Source organism: Achromobacter sp. D7-1 (assembly GCF_059760445.1).
Genome location: NZ_JCBAMT010000003.1, coordinates 49,248 through 73,886, shown reverse-complemented (window position 1 = coordinate 73,886; position 24,639 = coordinate 49,248). Strand labels below are relative to the sequence as shown.

Below are 24,639 nucleotides of genomic sequence, written 5' to 3'. Positions count from 1 at the left end.
TGGACAGCGTTGCCCATTCGTGGACAATAGCCGGATGGATCCCATCACCCTGCCCCAGCTCGAACAGGCCATCAACTACTGGCGCAATATTTCGCCGTCAGTGGGCGAAGAATCCCGCCTGTGCCCCGAGGCTGCCGCGCTGGCCACGCCCTACGCGCTGATGATCATGGCGCACCGGCGCGAGATCCCTGCCGCCGAACTGAGCGACAAAGCCCGTGCCGCGCTGGCAGGCTGGGCTGCGGCCGGCAAGTAAGCCTGGCCGTTGCCTGGGCGGCCCCTGCCTGATCAGCCCTTGAGCAGGGCCTTGATGTCCTGCGTCAGGGCTTCCACCCCGATGTTGTTATTGGCCAGCACGCGCGATTCGCCCTTGCCGTCCAGCAGGTAGAACGCGGCCGTGTGGTCCATGGTGTAACTGCCGTCCTTGGTGGGCGCCTTGGCGTAATAGGCCTTGAAGGACGCTGCAGCCTTCTTGACCTGGTCGGGCGTGCCGGTCAGCCCGAGAAAGCGCGGATCGAAGGCGGTGACGTACTGCTTGAGGACGTCAGGCGTGTCGCGCTCGGGGTCCACCGTGATCAGCAGCACCTGGACGCGATCGGCGTCCGGGCCCAGCTTCTTCATGACTTCGGTCAGTTCGGCGAGCGAGGTCGGGCACACGTCCGGACACTGCGTGAAGCCGAAGAATACGACCACCACCTTGCCGGCGAAATCGCTCAACTGGCGCGTCTTGCCGTTGTAATCGACCAGCTCCATGCCGCGGCCCAATTGGGTGCCGCTGATGTCGCTGCCCTTGAACACGGGCGCGTTGTCGCCGCAGGCGGCCAGGGCAACGGTGAAAGCGGCGGCAGCGCTCACGCGCAGGACCAGCCGGCGGCTGGCGGAAAACACGGACATCAACAACCTCCAGGGGGTCAGCGCAGCAGGCCGACCCAGTGGTCCACCAGCAGGGCGCCGAACAGCAGCGCCAGGTAGAGTATGGAAAAACGGAACATGCTGCGCGCCAGCTCGTCGCTGTAGGCCCGATACAGCCGCCAGGCGTAGGACACGAACATGCCGCCCAGCACCAGCGCCGACAGCAGGTAGAGTTCGCCGCTCATGCGGATGGCGTAAGGCAGCAGCGTGGTGGCAACCAGCGCCACGCTATACAACAGGATGTGCAGGCGCGTGAACTGGTTGCCGTGCGTCACCGGCAGCATGGGCAGGCCAGACTTGGCGTAATCGTGGTTGCGGTAGAGCGCCAGCGCCCAGAAGTGCGGCGGCGTCCAGATGAAGATGATCAGCACCAGGATCCAGGCCTCGGCCGGCACCGAGTCCGCCACGGTGGCCCAGCCCAGGGCGGGGGGCATGGCGCCCGACAGGCCGCCGATGACAATGTTCTGCGGCGTGCGCGGCTTGAGGATGACGGTGTAGATGACCGCATAGCCCACGAAGGTGGCGAAGGTCAGCCACATGGTCAGCGGGTTGACCATGTGATACAGCACGAACATGCCGGCGCCGCCCAGCAGGCCGGACATGCTCAGCACCTGGAACGACGAAATCGTGCCGCGCGCCGTGCCGCGGCGCGCGGTGCGCAGCATGCGCGCATCGATTTCCTGTTCGATCAGGCAATTGATGGCGAAGGCGGCCGCGGCCAGCAGCCAGATGCCCAGGGTGCCGAACAACACCCGGCGCATGTCCGGAATGCCTGGCGCCGCCAGGAACATGCCGATCACGGCGCAAAACACCGCCAGCTGCGTCACGCGCGGCTTGGTGAGGACGAAATACTGGCGGAACAATCCGGGCTGAGGAGCGGCAATACTGGTCATAGTGGGCCCTATTTTAAACGCGCACCGAATTGGGGCCGTAGCCCCAGGCAGGCGCACGTCCAGCTGTGGACAAACGCACCATCAAAACCACCGCGGCCAGGGTCAGGCCGGCGGCGCCTCCATTGTGCAGCACCGCGATCAACAGCGGCCACTGGAAAAAGATCGTGGTCAGGCCGGTCAGCAACTGCGCGCCCAGCAGCGCCAGCATCAGCGTGGCCGGGCCGCGCAGGCCGGGCTCGGCGCGCAGGCGCCAGGCCAGTATGCCCAGGTACAGGAACACCACGAAGGCGAAGTTGCGGTGGACCCAGTGGATCGCGGTCAGCGCCGGCTGGGAAATCATCTCACCCGACGGCAGCTCGCCCAGGGCGCGGATGATCGAATAGCCGCCATGGAAGTCCATTTCCGGCACCCAGGCCCCGTGGCACATGGGGAAATCCATGCAGGCCAGCGCGGCATAGTTGGTACTGACCCAGCCGCCCAGCGTCACTTGCACCAGCAGCAGGGCAAAGCCCCCGGCCACCCAGGGCTTCCAGCGCGCGGCCGCCGCGGCTATGGCCAGATGCGGGCGCTCGCGCGCGGACAGCCAGGTCATCAGCGCCAGCACCGACAGGCCGAACACCAGGTGCGCGGTCACGACCACGGGCATCAGCTTGTGCGTCACAGTCCAGGCGCCGAACGCGCCCTGCACGCAGACCGCGATCAGGGTCACGACCGCCAACCTGGGCGAGCGGCCCAGCTGGCTACGGTAGCGCCACGCCATGTAGACGATGCCGATGATCAGCATGCCCAGGATGGTGCCCACATAGCGGTGGATCATTTCGATCCAGGCCTTGGATAGCGTGACCGGGCCGAACGGCATGGCCTGCGATGCTTCGTGGATGTCGCCCATCGCGCCCAGCGGCGTCACGCTGCCGTAGCAGCCAGGCCAGTCGGGACAACCCAGGCCCGAATCCGTCAGCCGCACGAAGGCGCCGAACATGATCAGGTCCAGCGTCAGGAACCAGGTAAAGAAGACCAGCTTGCGATAACGCGCTTTGATGCGTTCGATTTCCATAAACATCCACTCTGCGGCGCCGCGCACAATGCGCACGACGCAATAAAACTATGCGCCCCGGTCCGGGCCGCCATGGAGCCGGCTTTGCCAGTCCATGCGCGGCGCCCCCCTGAGGGGGCAAGCGCCACAGGCGCTTCGGGGGTGGGCCCATCAACCTATTCTTGAGCTGTACACCAGCTTGCTGATGTCCTTGCGCACCTTCACGCCATCGGCTTCGGCAGGGTACTGCATCATCAGGTTGCCCAGCGGGTCGATCACCCAGATCGGCGCCTCCAGCCCCGGCTGGCCCGCAGCGGTATCGCGCGCCAGCAGGAACCGCGCCAATTGGTCGGGGTTGACGCGCACCATGACCGTGCCTTTGTAGGCCTCCAGCACCTTATCCGGCACCGGGGCATCGTCGGTGATGAACCAGACGCGCGCCAACCGGTCGACGTTCTTGCCCTGGCTGGCGTGGCTGTTGCGGGCGATGAAGAGCTTGCGGGCGCAGCTTTCCGGGCAAGCGCCGCCATCGGCGGCCACCAGCAGCCACTTGCCCTTCAAGCTCTGCAGATCGAAGGGTTTGCCGTCCAGCGTCGTCAGGCGCAATTCCTCGGCCACGGGCATGGGCCGCTGCGGGCTGAGCAGCGTGCCGTAGTTGCTGGACTCATCGGGCCACCACTGCGGATTCATGTACACCACGATCGCCGCGACGATAGGCGCCAGCGAGCACAGGAACACCAGCAGCATCGGCATCAAGGAGCGCTTGCGTGCGGGCTTGGTAGAGGAAAGATCGCGAGCCACTATGTATCCTGTCGTCGTCTTGCGGGTTAAGAGTTGGCGCCCCGGTCAGGCCCCGGGCGCGTTCTGTGCGCGCCGCATACGCCGGACGGCGCCCCCCAGCACCACCAACCATGCAACGGCGGCAATCGAGGCAAAAGCAAACCACTGTACGGCATAGGACGTGTTCTGCTGGAAGTCCACGGACGGCTGCGGCCAGTCCCGCACCAGGCCATCGTCCGCATTGCCGGCGGATTGCGACAGCACCGTGGGCAGCAGGGCCAGGCCGGTGGATTTGGCGTATGCGTCCAGTGGCAGGTTCTGCACCTGGGGCAAGACGCCATCCGCCGCCGGCAGCGACGCCGGCAAGGCGGACTGTTCCGCCCCGCCCAGCGTCCAGATCTCGAACAGGCGCGGCACGCGCGGCGAGAGCTCGCCCGTCACCGTCTGCGGCCCCGCAGGCGTGGCCGGCAGCGGCGGCTGCGCGGGGCCTTGCCCCTGGGTCCCCATGACGCGCGGAATCCAGCCGCGCAACACCAGCACGGCGCGGCGCGCATCGGCGTCCAGCAGCAGCGGCGTGGCCAGCCAGTAGCCGGGCTTGCCGTCGTGGTTGCGGTTGTCCAGCAGTACACTGAATTGCGGCAGCCAGACCCCGGAGGCCTGGGCCGAACGCCAGGCGGTCATCTGGGCGGGGTCGGTAGCCGGGGTCAAGGGCAGCGGCGCTTGCTTGCGGCCTGCTTCGATAGCGGCCAGAATGGCGCGTCGCTCATCGCCACGGCGCAATTGCCATTGCCCCAGCGATGCCAGGATGATCACGGCGACGCCCAGCAACAGCAAGGCGGCTACCGTGTATCGGGTTGAATGCGGTCGGGCCATATATCTACACTAACTACTCTGATTCGTCCGGAGACCACCATGCGCGTTTTCGTCGTCCTGGCCTTCATCGGGATTCTGGCCAGCCTGGCATCGGCCCTGGTCTACCTGATGCGGGACAAGGGAACCACCAGCCGCACGGTCAACGCGCTGACGGTACGCATCGGCTTATCGGTGGCCCTGTTCCTGTTCGTGCTGTTCGCCCACCACATGGGCTGGATCGAGAGCACAGGCCTTAGATAGGCATCCGGGACGCGGGTTCCCGGAAATGCATGACGATCGCAGATGAGTAAAACGCGCCAGTTCTCACACAAGAACTGGCGCGCTTCATTTGTTCCGCGTACCGATCAGAACCAGTACACGAACAGGTACAGGCCCAGCCACACCACGTCCACGAAGTGCCAGTACCAGGCGGCGCCTTCGAAACCGAAGTGATGATCGGCCGTGAAATGGCCGCGGATCAGGCGGACCAGGATGACCGTCAACATGGTGGCGCCCAGCAGCACATGGAAGCCGTGGAAGCCCGTCAGCATGTAGAACAGCGAACCGTAGGCGCCCGAATTGAACTTCAGGTTCAGCTCGGTATAGGCATGGTGGTATTCGTAAGCCTGACAGGTCACGAAGAGGAAGCCCAGCACGACCGTGGCCAGCAGCCAGAAGATGGTCTTGCCGCGATGGTTCTCACGCAACGCGTGGTGGGCGATAGTCAGCGTGACGCCGGAGCTCAGCAACAGCGCGGTGTTGATGGTGGGCAGCCAGAAGGGACCGACAGTCTGGAAGTGCTCGACCACGCCGGCAGGGCCGAAGTTCGGCCACACGGCCTGGAAGTCGGGCCACAGCATCAGGCGGTGATCCATGTCGCCCAGCCACGGCGTGGTGATGGTGCGCGTGTACCAGAGGGCGCCGAAGAACGCCGCGAAGAACATGACTTCCGAGAAGATGAACCAGCTCATGCCCCAACGGTAGGAACCGTCGATGCGCTTGCTGTTCAGGCCGATCTCGGATTCGTGGATGGCATCGCCAAACCAGTAGTACAACACCACGATCAGGCCGATGAAGCCCCCCAGCAGGGTCCATTTGGCCCAGCTGACGCCGTTGATCCAGGCCGCGGCGCTCAGGCCCATGAACAGCAGCGCCACGGCCGTACGCACGGGATGACCCGAATCGGCGGGCACGAAGTAGTACGGTGCCTCTTTACCTTGAACCGAGTGGCTTGCACTCATGGCTTTCTCCCTGGTACAGATTTATAGAATTAAGTGATTCAAGTCAGGCTGGAAACGGCCCAACGCACAATTAATACCAGCACAGTAACGAAGATGGCCGCTGCCAGCAGCCCCGCCACGATCACATGGACCGGGTTGAGCTTGGCGACGTCTTCCCGGTGGCCCGCCCCCTTGCGCACCCCGAAAAACCCCCACGCCACCGCCTTCATGGTCTGAAGGAAACTCAGCTTGCGCTGGGAGGTTTCGCGCAGGTCGTCGCTCATGGCCTGCGCCTAGCTAACGGCGACGCCGGACAACAGCGCCGAGCCGCGCAACACGGTCCAGGCAAACACGGCGATGACGAAAGCCAGCAGGACCAGACCTGCGATCTTGTTGCGGCGGCGCTGCTCGGGTGTCATTGCTGTGCTACCTGGAACATGAAAGGCTGCTTCACTTCACTTCGGGCGGGGTTTCGAAGGTGTGGAAAGGCGCGGGCGACGGCACGGTCCATTCCAGGCCTTCGGCGCCTTCCCACGGCTTGGCCGAAGCGACGTCGCCCTTGCCGCGGTAGCAACGCACCATCGCCCACAGGAAGATCAGCTGCGACAGGCCGAACCAGAACGCGCCTATGGTCGCCATCTGGTGGAAAGTCGTGAACTGGCCGGCGTAGTCGGCATAGCGGCGCGGCATGCCTGCCAGGCCCAGGAAGTGCATCGGGAAGAAGGTGACGTTGAACGAAATCAGCGTCGACCAGAAGTGCAGCTTGCCCAGCTTTTCGCTGTACATGCGGCCCGTCCACTTGGGCACCCAGTAGTAGGCGCCAGCGAACAGGGCGAACAGCGAGCCCGCCACCAGCACGTAGTGGAAGTGCGCGACCACGTAGTAGGTGTCATGGACCTGGATGTCGATCGGAGCCACCGACAGGATCAGCCCGGTAAAGCCGCCCATGGTGAACACGAAGATGAAGCCGATCGAGAACAGCATGGGCGTCTCGAACGTCATGGAGCCGCGCCACATGGTGGCGACCCAGTTGAACACCTTCACCCCGGTGGGGATGGAGATGAGCATGGTGGCGTACATGAAGTAGAGCTGGCCCGTCACCGGCATGCCGGTGGTGAACATGTGGTGCGCCCACACGATGAAGGACAGCACGGCGATCGAAGCGGTGGCGTAGACCATGGAGGCGTAGCCGAACAGCTTCTTGCGGGCGAACGCGGGCACGATGGCCGACACGATGCCGAACGCCGGCAAGATCATGATGTAGACCTCGGGGTGCCCGAAGAACCAGAACACGTGCTGGTACAGGACCGGGTCACCGCCGGCGGCGGCGTTGAAGAAGCCCGTGCCGAAATGGCGGTCGGTCAGCACCATGGTGATGGCGGCGGCCAGCACCGGCATCACGGCCAGCAGCAGGAAGGCGGTGATCAGCCAGGTCCAGCAGAACAGCGGCATCTTCATCAGCGTCAGGCCGGGCGCGCGCATGTTCAGGATGGTGACGATGATGTTGATCGCGCCCATGATGGACGAAGCGCCCATGATGTGCAGCGCGAAGATCGCCAGGTCCATGCCCGGACCCATCTGCAGCGACAAGGGTGCGTACAGCGTCCAGCCGGCCGCGGTGGCGCCGCCAGGCACGAAGAACGACGCGGTCAGCATGATCGCGGCCACCGGCAGCAGCCAGAAGCTGAAGTTGTTCATGCGGGCGAACGCCATGTCGGAGGCGCCGATCTGCATCGGGATCATCCAGTTGGCGAAGCCCACGAAGGCCGGCATGACCGCGCCGAACACCATGACGAGGCCGTGCATGGTGGTGAACTGGTTGAAGAGTTCGGGGCGGAAGAACTGCAGGCCCGGCTCGAAGAGCTCGGTGCGCAGCAGCAGTGCCAGCGTGCCGCCTTCCAGCAGCATGACGAACGAGAAGATGAGATACATCGTCCCGATGTCTTTGTGGTTCGTGGCGAAAAGCCAGCGGCGCCAACCGGTGGGGATGGCGTGGTGGTGGTCATCGTGACCGTGGCCGTGGCCCGGCGACACGTGGTCTACAGTGACGCTGCTCATGATGGACTCCTTCCTGCTGAGTGCCGGGCCCGATTCACGGGGCCGGCAGGGTATCTCTAACTAAACGGAACCGGTTCTGCGAGGGTGTGACCAGGCGCGCGCAATCAGCGCGCAGCCGCCACGTCCTTCGGTAGAACCGTCGGGTCCTGCCCCTTGCCTGCATTGCTCCAGGCATGGCGCGTATAGCTGATGACCGCTGCGATCTCGACATCGTTGAGCTGCCCGCCGAATGCCGCCATCGCGGTGCCGGGCTTGCCCTTCAGCACGGTGTTGATCTGTTCCGCCTTCGGGCCCAGAACAACCTTGTCTCCGTCGAGCGGGGGGAAACTGCCCGGGATGCCCTTGCCGTTGGCCTGGTGACAGGCCACGCAATTCGCCGCGAAAACCTTTTCGCCGCGGGCAACCAGTTCGGCTTCCGTCCACTCTTTATTGGGATCGTCGGCGTTTGCCGCCATCTTCTTCTTTTGGTCTTCAACCCACTTATCGTAGTCGGCTTGCGCCATGACTTCCACGACGATGGGCATGAATGCGTGATCCTTGCCGCACAGTTCCGCGCACTGGCCACGGTAGATACCGGGCTTGTCCGCGTTGAACCAGGTATCGCGCAGGAAGCCGGGGATGGCGTCCTGCTTCACGCCGAAGTCCGGAATCATCCAGGAGTGGATGACGTCGGCCGCGGTCAGCACGATACGGACTTTCTTGTTCGCGGGGACGACCAGGTGGTTGTCCACTTCCATCAGGTAGAACTCGCCCTTGGGCTCGCGGTTCTCGATCTGCGCGCGCGGCGTGGACAGCGTGGAGAGGAACTTGATGCCGGTGGCCGAGCCGTCGAGGTATTCGTAGCCCCACTTCCATTGATAGCCGGTGACCTTCACGGTGAGGTCGGCGCTGGAGGTGTCTTTCATCGCGACCACCGTCTTGGTGGCGGGCAACGCCATGGCGATGACGATGATGAACGGGATGACGGTCCAGGCAACTTCCACGCCCAGATGCTCATGGAAGGTCGCGGCCTTGTGGCCCCTGGATTTGCGGTGCGCCCAGATGGAGTAGAACATCACTCCGAAGACGCCGATGAAGATCACGATACAGATCGTGAGCAACATCCAATGCAACCACATGATGTCGCGCGAGATCGCCGTGACACCTTCATGCAGGTTGAGCTGATTGACCTTCGGGCCGCCGGGCATGTCTTGCACCTGAGCACCTGCCACGCTGCCAATCAGCATCGCACAAGCCCCCAGTATCCCTCTCCACTTCTTCATGCTTACCTCGAAACACGGCGCGAAGGTCCGTTCGCTAGTGGCGGAAGTCGCCGGAACCGGGCAACGCGCAATTATTAGATGGTAGGGCGTGGCAGGGAGATAGAGCGGCCCCTGTCGTTCCCACTCGAAATCACAAAGAAACTGCCGGATTATAGCGGACGCGCAAACAGATGTAAGTTAGCGCCCTTGAATTCATCGGCCCCGCCCCCATCTGGCCGCGCCCCTTGACCGCGCGCCGTAAAACAGGGTGGCATAAAATCGTCGGCAACATCATCACCACGGTCCCACGATGCCCAAGCAGTTGTCCGACTTGTACGCCGACCTGCGCGCCCGCGCGCAAGAGCCCGCCCCCGAAGGCGCGCGCGCTTTATATATAGCGGGGCGCCGCTGCGGCTGGGCCACGCATGCGGCGTGCGACGCGTTGCGCGACGCGCCCGGCATCGTGACGGACGGTGAAACCTTGCGCATCGGGGCGGACCTGCAACCCGGCGCAGACCTGAACAGCGTGCTCGAACAAGCCGCACAACTGTTGCGCCAAGCCAACTGCCTGCGCGGCTGGCGCGACGAATTGCTGGATGTTTTGGATGGCGACGATGCGCTGGGAGTGATCGAACGCGCGGCGGTGCGGCCGCTGGGCCTGCTTACCAAGGCCGTGCATCTGAATGCCTGGACGCCGGATGGCCGCCTGTGGGTCGCGCGACGTGCACTCAGCAAGTCGACCGATCCCGGTATGTGGGACACACTGGTCGGCGGCCTGGCCGGCAGCCGCGAAGACCTGGAACTGGCACTGGTGCGCGAATGCGGCGAAGAAGCGGGACTGGACGAGCCCGACCTGCAGCGGCGTTCTCCCCTGCGCACCATCCTGCGCATCCATCGCCGCCTGCCCGAGGGCTATCAGGTGGAAGACGTCCTGACCAGCACCTGCGTGCTCGCGGCTGATGCCCGTCCCGCCAACCGGGATGGCGAGGTAATGGAGATTGCCACCATCGACGCGGCCGCCGCCGTGCGTCAGATCGCGGAAGGCGAATTCACGCTGGAAGCGGCGCTGGTGATCATCGAAGACATCATGCAGCGCCGCGCGGCAGGCGAAATCCCGGCCTAGCATCCCGTCCCGCGGATGCGCGGGCATCCACGGGGGCTAGCGTTAGCGCGGAACGATGCCCGGCTCGCCCAAAGGCGGGGTATTCGCGGGCTTGTCCACCGGGTTGTCTGCGGGACTATCCGCGGGGTTGTCCCGGACGTCGCTTGCGGCTGGCGCGTCCGCGCCCCGCGCCTCGCGAGCCGCAAGCACGTCGGAGCCCGACGCAGCGCCCGCCGCTTCCGCAGCCTCGGCGGCCTGGGCCGGTGTCGGCGCCGACACCGGCGCGGGGACTGGGGCGGGCGCCGCATTGGCCTGCGAAAACTGCTTCCACACTTCGATCGCGCGCAAGCGCTGCTTGGCCACGACCTGGATGCGTTCGCGCAGATGCTCGTCACGCGCCAGCAGGGCGTGGAAATCGCGCGAGGACAGCATCAGCAGCTTGCTGTAGCCCAGCGACGTCACTTCCGGCATCAGCTGCTGTTCGCCCAGCAGGCCGAGTTCGCCGAAGAATTCGCCGCTGCCCAGTTCGATCATGGTGTTGTCGGGCAGATGCACCGCCACGGCGCCCGAGGCCACGAAACACATCTCTTCGCCGTGACGGCCCTTGGTCAGCACACGCTGGTCCGGCAGCGCCAGGCGCGGCTTGAGCAGCTTGCTGATGGCGCGCAAAGAGTCCGCGGACAGGCCTTCGAACAGCGGCACGCGCTTGATCAGTTCGGCCGCACTCATTTCGATGTCCAGCGGCGGATGCTTGTCGATGTGGGCCCAGCGACTCTTCAACTGCGCCATCAGGTCCGCGTACACCTCGCCGCTGATCAGGAACTGCTCCAGCATGTCGCGGTAGCGGATGCGCTCCATTTCGCGGGCCACGCGGCCCAGGTAGCTTTCCTGCAGCCACTGCGCGTAGGACGGGTATTGCAGGTTCAGGGCCTGCATGGCGTTTTCGATCAGGTCCAGGCGGCGCTGGTGCAGGGACACGATGCGCTGCGTGGCTTCCTCGCCCAGCAGCGGCGTGATCTGTTCGCGCGCGAAGGCGATCAGGCGTTGCGCCACCGACCGCTTGCTCATCAGGTTGGCGAAGCGCTGGCCCAGTTCGCGCGCCAGCCAGCCCTGGAAGCCGAACAGGTAGTGCAGGCGCAGGGCCAGGCGGAAACCGGTGGAATAGCGCACGTCGGCGACAATGGCGCGCTCGAAGCCGGGGATGCCGCCCAGCCGGATCGCGTCCTCCAGCCTTTCCGCCCGCGCCAGCAGGGTTTCGGCCATGCGCCAGTCCACGATCTGCGCCTTCAGAATGTCGAAGAACATTTCCTCTTCGCGCTGGGCCACGATGGCCAGGCCTACCGACACGCGCTGGTCGTCGGTCATCTGGCTGACCTGGCCGTCGTGCACGCTGGTCAGGCTGGCATCGAACACGGCGCGGATGCGGTCGCGGACCTCGGTGCCGATGTGCTCGGTCTTGGCGACCTCTTCGGTCTTGCCCTGCAGGTCTTCCAGCGCCACCGCCAGGGCCTGATTGCGGATGGTGCGTTCCACCGGCGACAGCTGGTTCAGGCCCAACATGCGGATCAGCGGGCGCAGGCTGATGCCGTTGATGAACAAGGTCAGCAGCACATAGCTGGTGGTGGCCACCGCGATGAATTGCCGCGCCTCTTCGGCCACCCCGGTCTGCTCGGTCACGGCCAGTGCCAGCGCCAGCGACACGGCGCCGCGCAGGCCGCCCCACAGCATGACGACCTTATAGGGGTTGCTGACCTTGGTTCCCAGCCGGGTCAGCCCCAACAAGGGCAGCAGCCCGAAGACGACGATGGCGCGCGCCACCAGCGTCGCCACGAACACCACCGCCACCAGCGCCAGTTCCTGCCAGTCGGCGGCCGCCATCAGCTTGGGAATCAGCATGGCCGCGAACAGGAAAATCAGCGAATTGGCCCAGAACCCGAATTGCTCCCAGGCGCTGGACAGGTACTCGAAGGTGGTGGGTGACATGCGCGTGCGCCCGGTGGACCCGACCACCAGACCGGCGATCACGGTGGCGACCACGCCCGACACGTTCAGGTAGTGCTCGGAAATGAAGAAGGACAGGTAGGCCAGTGTCAGCGTCAGCGTGATTTCCGCGGTGGGAAAGCCGCGCAGCCAGGCGAACAGGAAGCAGGCCAGCCGGCCCATGGCGAAGCCGGCCACGCCGCCGCCGATGAAGTGCACGATGAAGTCGTTGAAGATGCCGCTGGCAGTGAGTTCGCCGTGGCCGCCCAGGACGGCCAGCAGCACCGAGTACAAGGCGATCGAGGCCGCGTCGTTGAACAGGCTTTCGCCTTCGACCAGGGTAGTCAGGCGCTTGGGCGCGCCCACTTCGCGGAAGATACCCACCACGGCCACGGGGTCGGTGGTGGCGACGATGGCGCCCAGCAACAGGCAGACTACCAGGCCGTAGGGCGAGATGGCGTCCAGCGTCAGCCCGACCACCACGGTGCAGACCACCACGGCCACGATGGCCATCATGAGGATGGGGCCGATGTCGTCCATCAGGCGCCGCACGTTCATGGACAGCGCGGTCTCGAACAAGAGCACCGGCAGGAACACCATCAGGAAGGTTTCGGACGAGATCTCGAAGCGTTCCAGCGAGTCCAGGAAGTCACCGATCCAGCTGGGCGCCCAGCCATGCACGTGCACGATGATGCCTAGCAGACAGCCGACGATGGCCAGCAGCACCGAGTAGGGCAGCTTGAGACGGCCCGCCAAAGGCGGCATGAAACAGACCAGCGTCAGCAAGCCTGCCAGGCCGAATACGAGAAAACCTACATCCATGTTCTGTTGGTGGAGCTTGTGTGAAGTTCCACAAGAATAGCGGCTTTTTCCCCCGCGATCGGGCCGGAAACTGTCTGGAATCGTGGAGAATGCACGTTTCGTTACCCCAATGCGGACAAGCGATACGCGTCGCGCCGTGTTTTTTGGGTAATGTGGAATCGCACAAAAACTTTGCAGGAGCGGCACTTGGCCCGGATCCATTCCTTGACCCGGCGCGACGACGCGCCCGCCATGCTGGTCCAGCTGACCGACAGCCATCTGTTCGGCGAGCCCGAAACCTCGATGCTGGGCGTCAACACGGACGCCAGCCTGCGCGCGGTACTGCGCCAGATCGAAGCGGACGGCAAGCATCCCGATCTGCTGCTGGCCACCGGCGACATGTCCCAGGACGGCGAGGCCGCGGCCTATCGCCGACTGGCGCGCGTTCTATCCGAGGCGCCCGCCCTGGCGCAGGCCAGCATCCGCTGCCTGCCGGGCAACCATGACCTGCCGGCCGTGATGCGCCAGGAACTGCCGCAATGGTCGGTTCCTGTGACCGACGTGGGCGCCTGGCGCGTGGTCGCGCTGGACACCACCGTGCCCGGCTCCAACGCCGGCCATCTGCCCGCGAGCCAGCTCGACCTGCTGGAAGCCGCGCTGGCCGAGACGCCGGGCCGCCACACGCTGATCGCCATGCATCACAATCCCATGCAGATCGACAGCCACTGGCACGATTCGATGATGATCGACAACCCGCAGGCGCTCTTCAAACTGCTGACGCGCTGGCCGCAGGTCCGCGTGCTGCTGTGGGGCCATGTGCATCACGAATTCGACCGTCGCCGCCACAACCTGCGCATGCTGGCCACGCCGTCGACCTGCTTTCAGTTCAGCATCCGCGATGGCAAGCACGTGGTGGACAACATGGCGCCCGGCTATCGCTGGATCAAGCTGTACCAGGACGGTTCGATGGCCACCGGCGTGCGGCGCGTGCAGGACGCGCTGTGGCATGGCGCCAAGGCGGCTGCCGACAACGCCCAGGCGGCCTAGGCAAGTCGCCCTTTTTCGCGCCGGCACCGCATGGCGTACGCCGAGCCCGCCATCCCAAACCGGACGCGCATAAAAAACGGGGCACCAGATATGCATGGTGCCCCGCAAGCATCCGTCTCATAGGGGAGGGGAAAGAGGAGAAGCCGAGACGGATGACAAGACTGCTAACCGAAGTTCGCGGTCTACATGAAGTTAGGCGGGGCGATCCTCATTAAGTTTCTTGCGCCGCGCAAAATTTCCGCTCGAATTTGTATCAATTTATTCATGCGCGGCCGCGGGTCCGCCGGAAAAGCAAAAGGGCCGCGATCAGCGGCCCTTTGCGTGGCTCAAGCAGGCTCAGGACGCGAGATTGCCGCGCATCTTTTTCAGGGCAGCCGCCTCGATCTGGCGGATGCGCTCGGCCGACACGCCGAACTCCTGCGCCAGTTCGTGCAGCGTGGCGCCGCCGTCATCCTGCAGCCAGCGGGCCTCAACGATGCGGCGCGAACGCGGGTCCAGCGCTTGCAGCGCGTCGGTCAGGCCGGCGCTTTGCAACTGGTCGCGGGCGGCACGTTCCAGCACCCGGGTGGGTTCCTGGCGGCCTTCGTCGGACAGGTAGGCGATGGGCGCGTAGCTGTCATCGTCGTCGTCCTGGTTTTCCAGCGACATGTCGCGGCCGGACAGGCGCACTTCCATTTCGCTGACGTCCTCGCGGCGCACGTTCAATTCGCGCGCGATGTGATCGACCTGGTCCGGATCCAACGTCTGGCCGTCGGGACGCATGCTGCGCAGATTGAAGAACAGCTTACGCTGGGCCTTGGTGGTCGCAACCTTCACCAGGCGCCAGTTGCGGATGATGTATTCGTGGATTTCGGCCTTGATCCAGTGCACGGCGAACGACACCAGGCGCACGCCGCGCTCGGGGTCGAAGCGCTTGACGGCCTTCATCAGGCCGACGTTGCCTTCCTGGATGAGATCGGCATGCGGCAATCCGTAGCCCAGGTACTGGCGGGCCACCGACACCACCAGGCGCAGGTGCGACAGAATCAGTTCGCGCGCGGCGCCCAGGTCTTCCTGGTCGCGCAGGCGGCGGCCAAGCTCGGTTTCACGTTCCGCGGACAAGACCGGCAGGCGGTTGACCGAGGAGATATAAGCGTCGATCGTGCCAAGTGCGCCCGGATTGGCAATGGCCAACGCCAGGGCGTTGCCGGAAGCGGCCAACGAGGTACTGGGTTGCTTCATAGCGGGGGTCTCCGGATGGCGAAGGGATAACGACATGGATTCGATGTTAGCACTCTAGTATTGGGAGTGCTAATTCGACTATTGCGGCGCGTCAAAGTTTCCTTGATCGAAATATGTCCCCATTTATTTTTTGATGTAGCGGGGCCATCGTTACCTCGCCGTGACACGCCGAGGGCCACACGCGTCCCACTGGGCAGCCAGCCCGCTCAGCGGACGCGGTGCGGAAGCGCCACTACCAGCCCAGACGTTTCAGGCCTTCGGCCGTGGCCTCGCCGTCGGGCCGCACGAACAGCGCCCCGCGCGGATCCATCAGTACCTGGTAACGCGCACCGTCGAACATCGGCATATACGCGCCGCTGCCAAATTGGACATCGACAAAGGGGAACCAGTTCGGGAAATTCTTCTTCAGCGACGCCAGATCAGGCGCCGGCCAGTCGTCCAGCGCATGCACCGAACGCGTGGCCGAGGCCTCTCGCGCCGCGTCGCTATAGCGGCCGGACAAGCGTTCCAGCCGATACAGCGGCGGCACGCCGGCCATCAACGCCGGCAAGCGCCAGCGCACCACCCGCGCGTCGATCTGCCACTGGTCGCCGTAGAGCACGTACTGCTTGCTCCCGGTGCCGGGCGCGCTGGCGTTGACCTGGAACTGGCCGTCGGCCACCTGGCGGACTTCGATGCGCGCCACCGGCTCGTCGGCCGTCAGGCGGAAGAACTGCACCAGCGACAGCGCCAGCAGGCCGGACACACAGCCCAGCAGCACCAGCATCAGGCCGAACAAGCGCCGCACCGGCCGGAACTGGAACACCTTGCGGCCGCGCTCGTCGCGCGGGCCGCCGCGGCCCAGCAGCATGACGATGCCAGGCAGCAGGACGACGACGGCGCCCAACAGTATCCAGACGAAGGGAGCGATTCCGTTGATCAAATCAGGCGTTTCCTATTGAGCACAGACCGCAGGCGGCGCCCCGGGGCGCGATATAAGCCTGCGGCGGCAGGCTCGCCAGTATAGAAGCGCCCCCTCAGGGCGCCGGTTTTCCAAGCCGCTCGACGTGAAACCGGATGTGATCCTCGATGAAGGTCGAGATGAAGTAGTAGCCGTGGTCGTAGCCCGGGTGGCGTCGCAGGTCCAGCGGCTGCCCAGCGGCGGCGCAGGCCGCCTCGAATACCTCGGGATACAACTGTTCGGCCAGGAACTGATCCGACTCGCCCTGATCGATCAGGATGCCGGCGGGGAACGGGTTGGCCGCGCCCCGCATCAACGCGGACGCGTCGTAAGAGGCCCAATCCTCGACTTTGTCGCCCAGGTAAGCGCCGAACGCCTTCTTGCCCCAGGGGCACTGGCTGGGCGCGGCGATAGGCGCGAACGCCGACACCGAGCGGAACTTGCCGGGGTTGCGCAGCGCCAGCACCAGCGCGCCATGGCCGCCCATGGAATGGCCGAAGATGCCGGTGCGCGAGGCGTCGCCGGGCAGCGCCTCGCCGGTGACGATGCCGTGCAGTTCCTGCGTCACATAGCTGTACATGCGGTAGTGGCCGCGCCAGGCGGGCGTGGTGGCGTCCACGTAGAAGCCCGCGCCGGTACCCAGATCCCAGCTTTCTTCCTCGCCAGGCACATTGGCGCCGCGCGGGCTGGTGTCCGGAGCGACCAGCATGACGCCCAGCTCCGCGGCCAAGCGCTGCGCGCCCGCCTTGATCATGAAGGTTTCTTCCGTGCAGGTCAGGCCGGCCAGGTAGAACAGCACCGGCACTGGACCTTGTTCTGCCTGCGGCGGCACGTAGACGGAGAAGCGCATGGGCAGGCCGATCTCCGCGGACTCGTGGCGGTAATAGCGCTGCCAGCCGCCGAAGCAGCGATGCTGCGAAATGAGTTCCAGGGCGACTGCCATTGCTTTCCTCCGGTCGTAGGGGTCGGAAAAAACGCCCGCGGATTAGGGGATACCCACGGTGCGACGTTCCGTCGCCGAATGTTAACCTGGGCTTTATGGGGTACGAACGACAGAAAAAAAAGCGATTTCCTGCCCCGACATGATCACGGGACTTGACCAGCGCCCACCGTGGCACTATTTATATACCGTGAGCGAAGACAACCCGTTCTTCCAGATACGCAAGTCCTGACACTATGGCCCGTCTGCCCCGTCTGTACGCCCCTGGGCTGCCCCAACTGGTGCAGGCCAACTTCATCCAGCCGCTGGCGGCGCCGTCGCAACCCGCGCCGGCCGACATCTTGAACCAACTGGCTACGTGGCTAGGCGAATCCGCCCAACGCCACCGCGTCTCGGTTCACGGCTGGCTGCTGGCCAATGACCGCATCCTGCTGCTGGCCACGCCCGCGGACGAGGAAGGCCTGCCCCGCCTCATGCAAACGCTGGGCCGCAACCTGGCGGCGCGTCTGCGCGGCGGCCGGGTCTTCGCGGGCCGCTACCGCTCGGCCTTGCTGGAGCCGGGCGCCTGGGTGCTGCCATCCCTGGTCTGGCTGGAAACCTATCCGGTGCGCAGCGGCGCATCGCAGGATCCGGATTCCTGGCCCTGGTCCTCCGCCGCCAGCCATACCGGCAATACCACCGCGGCTCCAGCGCAGTGGCAGTCGGATCACGCGGACTATTGGGCCTGTGGCAATACCCCGTTCGACCGCCAGGCCAATTACCGCAAGCGCTTGCAGGACGGCCTGTCGCGCGAGGAAACGCAGCGTATCGACCAGGCGGTCTCCGGACAATGGGCGCTGGGCGGTCCCGCTTTCATCGCCAGCTTGGCCCATACCGCCAGCCGCCGGGTCGCCCCCGGCCAGCGCGGACGTCCGCGCAAGAAACCAGCCGCCGCATCCTCCGACGCCGAGTCGAGTTCCGCGCCTCCCACCACGACGCCTACGTCGACCTCTTCCTGATTGCGGACCCGCCTGAATGGCGGGTTCTTCATTTTTTCCGGCCGCGGCAGCGCAGGCCGGCGGATGCATTTGCATTTCCGCAACGCCAAGCATCGCTTCATACCTGCAAAATTCCCCATTAAATTGGGGACGTATAATCGGAAAAATGGCCATTTCCCAGGCGTGGAGGCACCCTCCTGGTGTATACCCCAGCGGCAAGCCCCGTGTGGCGCGGCTCATGATGCGTCACCGAATTAACGAAGAATGACAAGCCATATATATAAATAGGGACACACCCTATTTATTCCTATTGCACCCTACTCCCACCGGGGGTATTGTCCGTCTCCTGCACTGCAACATTACGACGCAGGCCCACTGCGGAGCGCGCCATGCCCCAAATTACCCCGATCGACTCCTGTCCCCCGCCCAAGGCGACCCCCATCGATGCCAGCCGCATCGGGCTGCCTTCCGCCCAGGGTCTGTACAACCCCAAGAACGAACATGACGCCTGCGGCGTCGGTTTCGTGGCCCACATCAAGGGCAAAAAAAGCCACGCCATCATCCAGCAGGGCCTGAAAATCCTGGAAAACCTGGACCACCGCGGCGCGGTCGGCGCGGACAAGCTGATGGGCGACGGCGCCGGCATCCTGATCCAGATCCCCGACACGCTCTACCGCGACGAACTCGGCCATCAAGGCATCACGCTGCCGCCTCCCGGCGAGTACGGCGTGGCCATGGTGTTCCTGCCCAAGGAAACGGCTTCGCGCCTGGCCTGCGAACAGGAACTGGAACGCTCCGTGCGCGCCGAGGGCCAGGTCGTCCTGGGCTGGCGCGACGTGCCGGTGGACGTGGACATGCCCATGTCGCCCACCGTGCGCGCCTGCGAACCCGTGATCCGCCAGTTGTTCATCGGCCGCGGCGCCGACGTGATGGTGCCGGACGCGCTGGAGCGCAAGCTGTACGTGATCCGCAAGACCGCCAGCCACGCCATCCAGAACATGCATCTGGCGCACGGCAAGGAATACTTCGTGCCTTCGGCCTCGGTGCGCACCGTGGTCTACAAGGGCCTGCTGCTGGCCGACCAGGTCGGCCGCTACTACCGCGACCTGGCCGATACCCGCACGGTGTCCGCCCTGGCGCTGGTGCACCAGCGCTTCTCGACCAACACCTTCCCGGCCTGGCCGCTGGCCCACCCGTACCGCATGATCGCCCACAACGGCGAAATCAACACGGTCAAGGGCAACTTCAACTGGCTGCGCGCGCGCGAAGGCATGATGCAGTCGGCCGTGCTGGGCGACGACCTGAAGAAGCTGTACCCCATCGTCTACGAAGGCCAGTCGGACACCGCCACGTTCGACAACTGCCTGGAACTGCTGGTGAATTCGGGCTACTCGCTGGCCCACGCCATGATGATGATGATCCCGGAAGCCTGGGAACAGCACACGCAGATGGACGAAAGCCGCCGCGCTTTCTACGAATACCACGCCGCCATGATGGAGCCGTGGGACGGCCCCGCCGCGGTCGCGTTCACCGACGGCCGCCAGATCGGCGCCACCCTGGACCGCAACGGCCTGCGTCCGGCCCGCTACCTGGTCACCGATGACGATATGGTCATCCTGGCGTCCGAAGCCGGCACGCTGTCCATCCCCGAAAACCGCATCGTCAAGAAGTGGCGCCTGCAGCCGGGCAAGATGTTCCTGATCGACCTGGAACAGGGCCGCATCATCGACGACGCCGAGATCAAGCTGCAACTGGCCAACAACCGGCCTTACCGCCAGTGGATCGAACGCCTGCAGATCAAGCTGGAATCGCTGCCGGCGCCGCGCCAGGCCGCCGTTGCCACGCAATCGCCGGTGTCGCTGCTGGACCGCCAGCAAGCCTTCGGCTGGACCCAGGAAGACTACAAGTTCATTCTGGAGCCCATGGCCTCGACGGGCGAGGAAGTCATCGGCTCGATGGGCAACGACGCCCCGCTGGCCGTGCTGTCCGACCGCGCCAAGCCGTTCTACAACTACTTCCGCCAACTGTTCGCGCAGGTCACCAACCCGCCGATCGACCCCATCCGCGAACAGCTGGTGATGTCGCTGGTGTCCTTCATCGGCCCCAAGCCGAACCTGCTGGACATCAACAACGTCAATCCGCCGCTGCGCCTGGAAGTGTCCCAGCCGGTGCTGGACTTCGCCGCCATGGCGCAGATCCGCGACATCGAGCAGGTCACGGGCAAGAAGTTCCGCAGCTTTGAGCTGGACATCACCTATCCCGCCGCCTGGGGCCCCGAGGGCATCGAAGCCCGCGTGGCTGCGCTGTGCGCGCGCGCCGTCGACGCGGTGCGCAGCGGCTACAACATCCTGATCGTGTCCGACCGCCTGGTCGACAGCGAGCGCGTGGCCATCCCCGCGCTGCTGGCGACGTCCGCGGTCCACCAGCACCTGATCCGCGCCGGCCTGCGCACCAATACCGGCCTGGTCGTGGAAACCGGCTCGGCGCGCGAAGTGCACCACTTCGCGCTGCTGGGCGGTTACGGCGCCGAAGCCATCCACCCCTACCTGGCGCTGGAATCGCTGGGCAAGATGAACGACCCCGAAAAGGCGGTCAAGAACTTCATCAAGGCCATCGGCAAGGGCCTGAACAAGGTCATGTCCAAGATGGGCATTTCCACCTATATGTCCTACACCGGCGCGCAGATCTTCGAAGCCGTGGGCCTGCAGACCGCCCTGGTGAACAAGTACTTCACCGGCACCGCCTCCAACATCGAAGGCATCGGCATCTTCCAGGTGGCCGAGGAAGCGCTGCGCCAGCACCGCGCCGCCTTCAGCACCGATCCGGTCCTGGCCAACGACCTGGACGCGGGTGGCGAATATGCCTACCGCGTACGCGGCGAAGAGCACATGTGGACGCCGGATTCCATCGCCAAGCTGCAGCACGCCTCGCGCGCCAACAACTACCGCACGTACAAGGAATACGCGCAGATCATCAACGACCAGAGCCGTCGCCACATGACCCTGCGCGGCCTGTTCGAGTTCCGCTTCGACCCGTCGCGCGCCATTCCGCTGGACGACGTCGAATCCGCCAAGGACATCGTCAAGCGTTTCGCCACCGGCGCCATGTCGCTGGGCTCGATCTCCACCGAGGCGCACTCGGTGCTGGCCGTGGCCATGAACCGCATCGGCGGCAAGTCCAACACCGGCGAAGGCGGCGAGGACGAACTGCGCTACCGCGCCGAAATGCGCGAAGGCAAGAGCACCATCAAGGACGGCGACACGCTGGCCTCGGTGCTGGGCACGGACCGCATCGAAGCCGACGTCGAACTGAAGAAGGGCGACTCGCTGCGCTCGAAGATCAAGCAAGTGGCGTCGGGCCGTTTCGGCGTGACCGCCGAATACCTGTCGTCGGCCGACCAGATCCAGATCAAGATGGCGCAAGGCGCCAAGCCCGGCGAAGGCGGCCAATTGCCCGGCCACAAAGTGTCCGAATACATCGCCAAGCTGCGCTACTCGGTGCCGGGCGTGGGCCTGATCTCGCCCCCGCCGCACCACGACATCTACTCGATCGAAGACCTGGCCCAGCTGATCCACGACCTGAAGAACGTGAACGCCAAGGCCTCGGTGTCGGTCAAGCTGGTGTCCGAAGTGGGCGTGGGCACGGTGGCCGCGGGCGTGGCCAAGGCCAAGGCCGACCACGTCGTGATCGCCGGCCATGATGGCGGCACGGGCGCGTCCCCGGTGTCGTCCATCAAGCACGTGGGCACGCCCTGGGAACTGGGCTTGGCCGAAACCCAGCAGACGCTGGTGCTCAACCGCCTGCGCAGCCGCATCCGCGTGCAGGCCGACGGCCAGATGAAGACCGGCCGCGACGTCGTCATCGGCGCGCTCCTGGGCGCCGACGAATTCGGCTTCGCCACCGCGCCGCTGGTCGTGGAAGGCTGCATCATGATGCGCAAGTGCCACCTGAACACCTGCCCGGTGGGCGTGGCCACGCAGGACCCGGTCCTGCGCAAGAAATTCCAGGGCAAGCCCGAGCACGTCGTGAACTTCTTCTTCTTCATCGCCGAGGAAGTGCGCGAAATCATGGCCCAATTGGGCATCCGCAAGTTCGACGACCTGATCGGCCGCGCCGACCTGCTGGACATGCGTTCGGGCGTGGAACACTGGAAGGCCCAGGGCCTGGACTTTGCCCGCGTATTCCATCAAACCCAGTCCGACGCCGACGTGCGTCAGACCGAAGAGCAGGACCACGGCCTGGCCGGCGCGCTGGACCACCAGTTGATCGAGCGCAGCAAGCCGGCACTGGAACGCGGCGAGAAGGTTTCGTTCATCGTCCCCGTGCGCAACCGCAACCGCACCATCGGCGCCATGCTGTCGGGCGCGGTGGCTTCGCGCTACGGCCATGAGGGCCTGCCGGACGACACCATCCACATCCAGTGCAACGGCACCGCCGGCCAGAGCTTCGGCGCGTTCCTGGCCCACGGCATCACGATGGACCTGGTGGGCGAAGGCAACGACTACGTCGGCAAGGGCCTGTCCGGCGGACGCATCATCGTGCGCTCGCCCAACGACTTCCGCGGCTTCGGTCCCGACCACATCATCGCCGGCAACACCGTGCTGTACGGCGCGCTGGCGGGCGAGGCGTTCTTCAACGGCGTGGCCGGCGAACGCTTCGCCGTGCGCAACTCGGGCGCGGCCACCGTTGTCGAAGGCACCGGCGACCACGGCTGCGAATACATGACCGGCGGCACCGTCGTGGTGCTGGGCGCCACCGGCCGCAACTTCGCGGCCGGCATGTCGGGCGGCGTGGCCTATGTGTGGGATCCGGAACGCACGCTCAAGCAGCGCGCCAACCTGTCCATGGTCGAACTGGAAAGCATCGTGCCGCACGCGGAACAGCTTGCCCAGAACAACATCGACGTCTGGCACAGCGCGCAGCGCGGCGGCGAACGCGAAACGGACGAAACCATCCTGCGCCGCCTGGTGGAAGACCACTTCCGCTACACCGGCAGCTTCCGCGCCCGCGAAATCCTGGGCGACTGGGAAGCCTCGCGCGGCAAATTCGTGAAAATCATGCCGACGGACTACCGCCGCGCATTGGGTGAAATGTGGCGTGCAGCCAACCCGCAACAACTGGCTGCGTGAGGGATACCATGGGAAAGATAACCGGCTTTATGGAATTTCAGCGTCTGCAGGAGGCCTCCGAGGCCCCGCAGAAGCGGCTGAAGAACTGGCGCGAATTCGTGCTGCACCTGAGCGACGACCAAGCCAAGCAGCAGGCGGCGCGCTGCATGGACTGCGGCATCCCGTTCTGCAACAACGGCTGCCCGGTCAACAACATCATCCCGGACTGGAATGACCTGGTGTACCGCCAGGACTGGAAGCGCGCGCTGGACGTGCTGCACTCCACCAACAACTTCCCCGAGTTCACCGGCCGCATCTGCCCGGCGCCGTGTGAAGCCGCCTGTACCTTGAACATCAACAGCGACGCTGTCGGCATCAAGTCCATCGAGCACGCCATCATCGACAAGGGCTGGGCCGAGGGCTGGGTGTCGCCGCAGGTGCCGGCGCGCAAGACCGGCAAGAAGGTCGCCGTGGTGGGCTCCGGCCCCGCCGGCATGGCGTGCGCGCAGCAACTGGCGCGCGCCGGCCACTCGGTGACGCTGTTCGAGAAGAGCGATCGCATCGGCGGCCTGCTGCGCTACGGCATCCCCGACTTCAAGCTGGAAAAGCACCAGATCGACCGCCGCATCTCGCAGATGGAAGCCGAAGGCGTGGAGTTCGCGCCGTCGACCTACATCGGCAACCCCAGCGATCCCGTGGCCGACGGCCTGACGGTGCGCACGCCGGACTCGCTATTGGCCGAGTTCGACGCGGTGGTGATGAGCGGCGGTTCCGAAACCCCGCGCGACCTGCCGGTACCCGGCCGCGAGCTGTCGGGCGTGTATTACGCCATGGACTTCCTGCGCCAGCAGAACAAGGCGGTGGCGGGCGATCGCCTCACCAATCAGACGCTGGCCAAGGGCAAGCACGTGGTGGTGATCGGCGGCGGCGACACGGGCTCCGACTGCGTCGGCACCAGCAACCGCCACGGCGCGGCCTCGGTCACGCAGTTCGAGCTGATGCCCCAGCCGCCGGAGAGCGAAAACAAGACCATGACCTGGCCGTACTGGCCGCTCAAGATGCGCACCTCCTCCTCGCACGAGGAAGGCTGCGAGCGCGACTGGTCCGTGACCACCAAGCTGCTCCAGGGCAGCAACGGCAAGGTCGAGAAGCTGGTCGGCGCGCGCGTCGAATGGTTCAAGGACGAAGCCACCGGCCAGATGAAGATGCGCGAGGTCGAGGGCTCGGAGTTCGAGATCAAGGCCGACCTGGTGCTGCTGGCCATGGGCTTCGTGTCGCCCGTGCAGACGGTGCTGGACGCCTTTGGCGTGGACCGCGACGCGCGCGGCAACGTGCGCGCCAATACCGATGATTACCGCACCAACGTCGAGAAGGTCTTCACCGCCGGCGACATGCGCCGCGGCCAGTCCCTGGTGGTCTGGGCCATCCGCGAAGGGCGCCAGTGCGCGCGCTCGGTGGACGCCTACCTCATGGGCAGCAGCGAACTGCCGCGCTGATCACCCCGATCAGGCTTAATCAGATCGCCGCCGAGCGCTTT

The 24,639-nt window shown here is 65.2% G+C and carries 21 protein-coding genes; 7 read left to right on the top strand and 14 right to left on the bottom strand.

All coding sequences use genetic code 11. The features are described from left to right. Window positions 1–34: 34 nt before the first annotated feature. Entirely contained in the window at window positions 35–253 is a 219-nt protein-coding gene (locus AC6LKD_RS02590) for a DUF3717 domain-containing protein (RefSeq protein ID WP_498114961.1), read from the top strand. A 32-nt stretch (window positions 254–285) separates the two neighbouring features. Here the strand turns inward: AC6LKD_RS02590 and AC6LKD_RS02585 are convergent, their stop codons facing one another. From AC6LKD_RS02585 to AC6LKD_RS02565, 5 genes are all read right to left on the bottom strand, one after another. Further along, on the bottom strand, window positions 286–891 hold the full coding sequence (locus AC6LKD_RS02585) for an SCO family protein (RefSeq protein ID WP_492275785.1): 606 nt from the start codon (window positions 889–891) through the stop codon (window positions 286–288). A gap of 17 nt (window positions 892–908) precedes the next feature. Continuing rightward, window positions 909–1,802: a heme o synthase gene (cyoE, locus tag AC6LKD_RS02580; protein WP_013390983.1), complete on the bottom strand. Its 894-nt coding sequence runs from the start codon at window positions 1,800–1,802 to the stop codon at window positions 909–911. A gap of 13 nt (window positions 1,803–1,815) precedes the next feature. Beyond that, the gene (locus tag AC6LKD_RS02575; protein ID WP_492275954.1) at window positions 1,816–2,850 is read right to left on the bottom strand and encodes a COX15/CtaA family protein; all 1,035 of its coding nucleotides are present in this window, start codon (window positions 2,848–2,850) and stop codon (window positions 1,816–1,818) included. 156 nt (window positions 2,851–3,006) lie between these two features. Further along, window positions 3,007–3,588, bottom strand: coding sequence for an SCO family protein (locus AC6LKD_RS02570; protein WP_492275953.1), 582 nt, complete (start codon window positions 3,586–3,588; stop codon window positions 3,007–3,009). Between the two features lie 93 nt (window positions 3,589–3,681). Continuing rightward, window positions 3,682–4,488, bottom strand: coding sequence for an SURF1 family protein (locus AC6LKD_RS02565; protein ID WP_013390980.1), 807 nt, complete (start codon window positions 4,486–4,488; stop codon window positions 3,682–3,684). A gap of 39 nt (window positions 4,489–4,527) precedes the next feature. Here AC6LKD_RS02565 and AC6LKD_RS02560 point away from each other — a divergent pair, with 39 nt between their 5' ends. Beyond that, entirely contained in the window at window positions 4,528–4,728 is a 201-nt protein-coding gene (locus AC6LKD_RS02560; protein ID WP_006224570.1) for a twin transmembrane helix small protein, read from the top strand. A gap of 104 nt (window positions 4,729–4,832) precedes the next feature. Here the strand turns inward: AC6LKD_RS02560 and AC6LKD_RS02555 are convergent, their stop codons facing one another. The 5 genes from AC6LKD_RS02555 to coxB all read right to left on the bottom strand — a co-directional run bounded on the left by AC6LKD_RS02555 (window position 4,833) and on the right by coxB (window position 9,007). Beyond that, a complete protein-coding gene (locus tag AC6LKD_RS02555) occupies window positions 4,833–5,708 on the bottom strand; it encodes a cytochrome c oxidase subunit 3 (RefSeq protein ID WP_013390979.1) in 876 nt (291 codons plus the stop codon). Window positions 5,709–5,746: 38 nt separating this feature from the next. Next, window positions 5,747–5,971, bottom strand: a complete 225-nt coding sequence (locus AC6LKD_RS02550; RefSeq protein ID WP_013390978.1) for a DUF2970 domain-containing protein — start codon at window positions 5,969–5,971, stop codon at window positions 5,747–5,749. Window positions 5,972–5,980: 9 nt separating this feature from the next. After that, window positions 5,981–6,106, bottom strand: coding sequence for a cytochrome oxidase small assembly protein (locus tag AC6LKD_RS02545; RefSeq protein ID WP_013390977.1), 126 nt, complete (start codon window positions 6,104–6,106; stop codon window positions 5,981–5,983). Between the two features lie 31 nt (window positions 6,107–6,137). Then, on the bottom strand, window positions 6,138–7,745 hold the full coding sequence (gene ctaD / locus AC6LKD_RS02540) for a cytochrome c oxidase subunit I (RefSeq protein ID WP_173144564.1): 1,608 nt from the start codon (window positions 7,743–7,745) through the stop codon (window positions 6,138–6,140). A gap of 104 nt (window positions 7,746–7,849) precedes the next feature. Continuing rightward, window positions 7,850–9,007, bottom strand: coding sequence for a cytochrome c oxidase subunit II (gene coxB, locus AC6LKD_RS02535; RefSeq protein WP_041652075.1), 1,158 nt, complete (start codon window positions 9,005–9,007; stop codon window positions 7,850–7,852). 289 nt (window positions 9,008–9,296) lie between these two features. On the opposite strand from coxB, the gene AC6LKD_RS02530 reads away from it, so the two are divergent. Continuing rightward, window positions 9,297–10,109: an NUDIX hydrolase gene (locus AC6LKD_RS02530; RefSeq protein ID WP_498114960.1), complete on the top strand. Its 813-nt coding sequence runs from the start codon at window positions 9,297–9,299 to the stop codon at window positions 10,107–10,109. 42 nt (window positions 10,110–10,151) lie between these two features. On the opposite strand, the gene AC6LKD_RS02525 is transcribed toward AC6LKD_RS02530, so the two are convergent. Continuing rightward, complete coding sequence (locus AC6LKD_RS02525; protein WP_498114959.1) at window positions 10,152–12,890, bottom strand: cation:proton antiporter; 2,739 nt, start codon at window positions 12,888–12,890, stop codon at window positions 10,152–10,154. A gap of 186 nt (window positions 12,891–13,076) precedes the next feature. On the opposite strand from AC6LKD_RS02525, the gene cpdA reads away from it, so the two are divergent. Then, the gene (cpdA, locus tag AC6LKD_RS02520; protein WP_492275782.1) at window positions 13,077–13,916 is read left to right on the top strand and encodes a 3',5'-cyclic-AMP phosphodiesterase; all 840 of its coding nucleotides are present in this window, start codon (window positions 13,077–13,079) and stop codon (window positions 13,914–13,916) included. 336 nt (window positions 13,917–14,252) lie between these two features. On the opposite strand, the gene rpoH is transcribed toward cpdA, so the two are convergent. From rpoH to fghA, 3 genes are all read right to left on the bottom strand, one after another. Further along, the gene (rpoH, locus tag AC6LKD_RS02515) at window positions 14,253–15,137 is read right to left on the bottom strand and encodes an RNA polymerase sigma factor RpoH (RefSeq protein WP_173144569.1); all 885 of its coding nucleotides are present in this window, start codon (window positions 15,135–15,137) and stop codon (window positions 14,253–14,255) included. 232 nt (window positions 15,138–15,369) lie between these two features. Next, on the bottom strand, window positions 15,370–16,059 hold the full coding sequence (locus AC6LKD_RS02510) for a hypothetical protein (RefSeq protein ID WP_207469200.1): 690 nt from the start codon (window positions 16,057–16,059) through the stop codon (window positions 15,370–15,372). Window positions 16,060–16,153: 94 nt separating this feature from the next. Continuing rightward, window positions 16,154–17,020, bottom strand: a complete 867-nt coding sequence (gene fghA / locus AC6LKD_RS02505; protein WP_498114958.1) for an S-formylglutathione hydrolase — start codon at window positions 17,018–17,020, stop codon at window positions 16,154–16,156. A gap of 233 nt (window positions 17,021–17,253) precedes the next feature. Here fghA and AC6LKD_RS02500 point away from each other — a divergent pair, with 233 nt between their 5' ends. The 3 genes from AC6LKD_RS02500 to AC6LKD_RS02490 all read left to right on the top strand — a co-directional run bounded on the left by AC6LKD_RS02500 (window position 17,254) and on the right by AC6LKD_RS02490 (window position 24,598). Beyond that, a complete protein-coding gene (locus tag AC6LKD_RS02500; RefSeq protein ID WP_013390968.1) occupies window positions 17,254–18,015 on the top strand; it encodes a hypothetical protein in 762 nt (253 codons plus the stop codon). A gap of 368 nt (window positions 18,016–18,383) precedes the next feature. Then, window positions 18,384–23,123 (top strand): glutamate synthase-related protein, encoded by a 4,740-nt coding sequence (locus tag AC6LKD_RS02495; RefSeq protein ID WP_498114957.1) that lies wholly within the window; start codon window positions 18,384–18,386, stop codon window positions 23,121–23,123. 8 nt (window positions 23,124–23,131) lie between these two features. Next, complete coding sequence (locus AC6LKD_RS02490; protein ID WP_013390966.1) at window positions 23,132–24,598, top strand: glutamate synthase subunit beta; 1,467 nt, start codon at window positions 23,132–23,134, stop codon at window positions 24,596–24,598. Window positions 24,599–24,639 lie beyond the last annotated feature (41 nt).